We start from the raw sequence: 4,639 nt of genomic DNA on the forward strand, positions 1-4,639 counted from the left end.
GATCGCGGCACTGGAGCAGGCGCACCAGTGGCTGCTGGCCCGGGGCAAGCGTCACCCCCAGGAGACACAACGCTGCCTGGTGCTCACCGATGGCCGCCTGCAACGCTGGAACGCACCACGGCCGATGCCCTGCGCGACTGTGCTGGTGGACATGGAGCTGACAGCGGTACGTCTGGGGCGGGCACAGCGGCTGGCCGAACAACTGCAGGCCGAATACCGGCACATCCAGCAGTTCAGGGTACGTGACTGATTAAAGAAGGGAAGTCGCGCCTGCGGCGCAATGTCGCAATTAAAGAAAGTTGCCAGGCCAGGGCGGTAGAAAGTTGCACAAGTGCGTGGCTCGGCACGCACTTGCAAGTGGCCGCGATATTACTTGGGCATCGACCAGGGTTGCAGGTCGTAACCTTTTTCGCAAAGTTCGGCGCGTACTTCCTCGATCAGGCAGGCCCACTGCGCGGGGTCGGAATAGATACGCGAGGAAACTTGCTTGCTGCCGATACGGGTGCTGGTCCGGTCGATCACTGCCAGGCTCAGCTCACCAGTGCCATTGGGTGCATCCCAGGCTACGCACTGGAAGGGTTCGAAGGCGTGGTCGGCGATCAGCAGTGCTTCGTTGACACGGAGCGGGGCATTCATGGTTCGGTCTCTCTATGGTCCCAAACAGCGAAATGAAGTCCGCGTTGCTCAAGGTCGAAGGTAGGCAGCGCGGGGTTACTTGTACTGATGCTCCATGTTGGGGGTGAAGTCACAGGGTCGTTGAAATTTTTTTTAGTCTGCAAAAGTGTTGCCGTGGCCTGTGCCGCCTGTGACGTCGATAACTTTGAAAAATTCCCGGATGACCCGCTGATGACAGCAACCGGCAGACAAACGGTAGTGGGGAGCGTCAGGTTCATTGCTACTGTTAATTCGGGCGCTGCAACTTACTGTTTCTACGTGAAAAACCAAAAATTGGCGCCAAGGAACGGTCATGCTCGAAACCGCCTCTCAACGCCGCTTGCTGATCGTCGATCCCTGCGACGACTGCCACCGTCTACTACCGGGCCTGCGAAGCGTCGGCTGGGATGTACACAGCTGTACCCTGTCGGCCGCGCTGGAGCATCGCTGCGATGTCGGCCTGCTGCGTCTGCAGGCCTCGCACCTGCGTCACCCCGATGCGGTCAAGGACATGATCAAGCGCAGCAACACCGAATGGATCGCCGTGCTCAGCGCCGAGGAGCTGCGCATGCAGAACGTCGGGGATTTCGTCTGCGAGTGGTTCTTCGATTTCCACACCCTGCCGTTCGATGTGTCGCGGGTCCAGGTCACCTTGGGCCGTGCCTTCGGCATGGCGCGCCTGCGCGGCAAGGGCTCGGTGCGGGTGGACGAGCCGGAGCACGAGCTGCTGGGCGACAGCCGGCCGATCCGCGAACTGCGCAAGTTGCTGGGCAAGCTGGCGCCCACCGAGTCGCCGGTGCTGATCCGTGGCGAGAGCGGGACGGGCAAGGAGCTGGTGGCGCGCACCCTGCATCGGCAATCGCTACGGTGTGACAAGCCCTTCATCGCGATCAACTGCGGCGCCATTCCCGAACACCTGATCCAGTCCGAGCTGTTCGGCCACGAGAAAGGTGCTTTCACCGGTGCCCACCAGCGCAAGGTGGGACGCATCGAGGCGGCCAACGGCGGCACCTTGTTCCTCGACGAGATCGGCGACCTGCCCCTGGAATTACAGGCCAACCTGCTGCGCTTTCTGCAGGAGAAGCACATCGAAAGGGTGGGCGGGGACCAGCCGATCCCGGTGGACGTGCGGGTATTGGCCGCGACCCACGTGGACCTGGAGAAAGCCATCGAGCAGGGACGTTTCCGTGAAGACCTCTATTACCGGCTCAACGTCCTGCAAGTGGTCACCGCACCGCTGCGTGATCGGCATGGCGATTTGTCGATGCTGGCCAGCCACTTCGCCCATTTCTACAGCCTGGAGACCGGCCGCCGGCCGCGCTCGTTCAGCGACAGCGCCTTGGCGGCGATGGGCCGGCACGACTGGCCAGGTAACGTGCGCGAGCTGGCCAACCGGGTGCGGCGCGGGTTGGTGCTGGCCGAGGGGCGGCAGATCGAGGCCCAGGACCTGGGCTTGCAGACCCTGGAGCAGGAAGATCAGCCGCTGGGCACCCTGGAGGACTACAAGCACCGGGCCGAGCGCCAGGCCCTGTGCGACGTGCTCAGCCGGCACAGCGACAACCTGAGCATCGCCGCCAAGGTGCTGGGGGTTTCCCGGCCCACCTTCTACCGCTTGCTGCACAAGCACCAGATCCGCTGATAGCGTGGGCGGAGCCTGCCTGCGCAGCGTTCAGCCAGAGTGGGCGACTCGCCCGTCCTGGAATTCCTCGACCGTCTCGTCTTCCCCCGGCAACGCAGTGATCACACTGAAGTCGCTGACCTCGACCTTGCCTCCGCCATAACCCAGCAGGTGGAAGGAAAACGCCTTGCGCTGGGAAGGGTTGTCGAAGCTGAACTCCAGCACCAGCGGCTTCTTGGTGGTCACTCTCATCTCTTCGGGCAGCCCGAGCGGCACGTCCTGTTCGAACTCCTTGGCCTTGAGGCGGATGTAGGCCACGTGCCGTGGGTCGAGGGAGCGCACCTTGAGCCGTACGCGGGTATGGGAGCCTTCGGGCATCTCCAGGTACTGGGCGCCGATCAGGTTGTCGGCCCAGTCGTCGCGGATGCGCTTGTGCAGTGGGATGGCGGCCGGGCCACCGAACTGGTAGCGCAGGTTGAGCGGGGTTTGCAGCAGGGACTGGTCCAGTGCGCTGGCCAAGGCCGTGAGCTGCTGGCCTGTGGCTTCGTCACCGCGGCCGAGGTATTTGGCGCGATCGGCGATGAAGCCTTGGCTGGCATAACGCCGGCAGCGCTGCTGGAAATCGCACTCGGTCAGGGTGCCGTGGCCGTCGTGGTAGCGCAGCATGCCGTTGGTGAAGGAAATCATCTCGCGGCCGCTGTCGTAGTCGCGAAACAGCGAGCGGCCGCCCAGGGCTGCCGGGATCGGCAGGCTGAAGTAGTCGAGCAGGGAGGCGGCCAGGTCGACATGGCCATAGGTGCCCTGCTTGATGCGTGGCAACTGCGCCTGTTCCGGGGCCAGGGTCAGGTTGAAACCCCAGGACGAGGCCAGGCGTACGCCATCGATGCCGTGGGACTCGTCGGAGGTGATGACCACCAGGGTGTCTTTCAACACGCCCTGGCGCTCCAGGTCGTCGAGGAAGCGGCCCAGGGCATCGTCCAGGTAGGCCACTGCCGCCTGCTTGGGCGTGGCGTAGCGGCGCAGGTAGTGCGCCGGTGCCGAATAGGGCTGGTGCGTGCCGACGGTCAGCAGGGTCAGCATCCAGGGTTGTTTCTGCTTGCGCAGCTTTGCCACGTACGCCTGGGCGCCTTCGAAGAAGGCTCGGTCGTCCTTGCCCCAGGGGAAGTCGAGGTAGTTGGCGTTGCGGAACCATTCCTGGCCGTGGACCGAGTCGAAGCCGATGTGCGGCATGATCCGGTCCTTGGCCATGAAGCGCAGGCCCGCGCCTTGCAGGTAGTGGGTGGTGAAGCCGGCCTGGCGCAACTGGGCCGGCAGGCAGGCCTGGTTGCGTAGGTCCTGGGTCAGCAGTTCGACGCCCTTGGGCGTGCCGTTGGCCATCTTGTCGTAGTCGCCGCAGAGCATGGCGTACAGGCCACGGATGGTCTGGTGGGTGTGCAACACGTAGTCGGGCGTGTTCATGCCGCGCTCGGCCCAGCGGCTGAGGTTGGGCATGAGCTCTTCGTCGAAGCGGCTGTGCAGGGCCTGGCGGTTGGCGCGTACGTAGGCGCCGGGGATGCCTTCGAGGGTGATCACCAGCAGGTTGCGGGCCTGACCGGGTGTGGCGAGCAGTTTGCGGCCGTTGAGGTCCGACTGCACCAGGCCGGCGGTGGGCAGGGGGGGGACCGTCGGCTCGTCGCCCAGCCAGCCACGGGCCTGGCGCTGCAGGTCGCCGACGCCAGCGGATAGAAGTTGGTGCGGCAGGTTGTACTGGCGCCACTGGTCGGCCTCGGAGGGGACCAGGTGCTGGCTGGCCCAGTGCGCGCCCAGCAGTAGCAAGGGGATGGCCCAGGCCTTGCGCGACAACGCCATGGCAGGCCGGCCGCGGCTGCGCCAGACGGCCAGCAGCCAGGCCGCCAGGCCCGCGACCAGGACCCAGGGCAGCCATGGGTGGGCGAGGGCGCCGCCGGTGGAATTCTCCATGAACTGTGGGTCGAGCAGGTAGGTCAGGTCGGCGCTGGTGGGCAGCCTGCCCACGGCACTGACCAGTTCCGCCGAGCCCACCATCAAGGCGCCCCAGGCCAACAGTACCGGCAATGCCAGCCACCAGGCACGGCGGTGCAGCAGCAGGAGCAGCAGGCTGCCGATGGCCAGGTCGGACAGATAGCCGAGCGGGTCGGACCAGCCGAGCAGGGCTCGGATGCCCAGGGGAAGCGCCAGTACCAGGCCCGCCAGGGCGAGCAGCCGGGTGCGGGGATGGCCGAGCCTATCGTTCACAAAAAAAGTTCCTTCTTGCCATGAAGCTGTCACAGAGATGTGCTCCATGATAACAGGCGCTCGGCAGAAGGCGGGGGTTACAGGACGGCCTGCCGCTTGGGCGGGGCGTGGGTG

3 protein-coding genes and 1 pseudogene are annotated in these 4,639 nt (G+C 65.1%); 2 read left to right on the plus strand and 2 right to left on the minus strand.

Annotation, left to right across the window (positions count from 1 at the left end; all coding sequences use genetic code 11):
- Positions 1-250, plus strand: a pseudogene (locus tag WCE05_RS25560) (magnesium chelatase); the annotation flags it as partial.
- A 119-nt stretch (positions 251-369) separates the two neighbouring features.
- On the opposite strand, the gene WCE05_RS25565 reads toward WCE05_RS25560, so the two are convergent.
- Complete coding sequence (locus tag WCE05_RS25565; RefSeq protein ID WP_016392598.1) at positions 370-636, minus strand: hypothetical protein; 267 nt, start codon at positions 634-636, stop codon at positions 370-372.
- 331 nt (positions 637-967) lie between these two features.
- Between WCE05_RS25565 and WCE05_RS25570 the strand changes: the two genes are divergently transcribed.
- On the plus strand, positions 968-2,293 hold the full coding sequence (locus WCE05_RS25570; protein ID WP_368816802.1) for a sigma 54-interacting transcriptional regulator: 1,326 nt from the start codon (positions 968-970) through the stop codon (positions 2,291-2,293).
- A gap of 30 nt (positions 2,294-2,323) precedes the next feature.
- On the opposite strand, the gene WCE05_RS25575 is transcribed toward WCE05_RS25570, so the two are convergent.
- Positions 2,324-4,573, minus strand: coding sequence for an LTA synthase family protein (locus tag WCE05_RS25575; protein WP_225789112.1), 2,250 nt, complete (start codon positions 4,571-4,573; stop codon positions 2,324-2,326).
- Between the last annotated feature and the right edge of the window lie 66 nt (positions 4,574-4,639).

This window comes from Pseudomonas sp. I2, assembly GCF_040984075.1.
GTDB lineage: Bacteria > Pseudomonadota > Gammaproteobacteria > Pseudomonadales > Pseudomonadaceae > Aquipseudomonas > Aquipseudomonas guariconensis_B.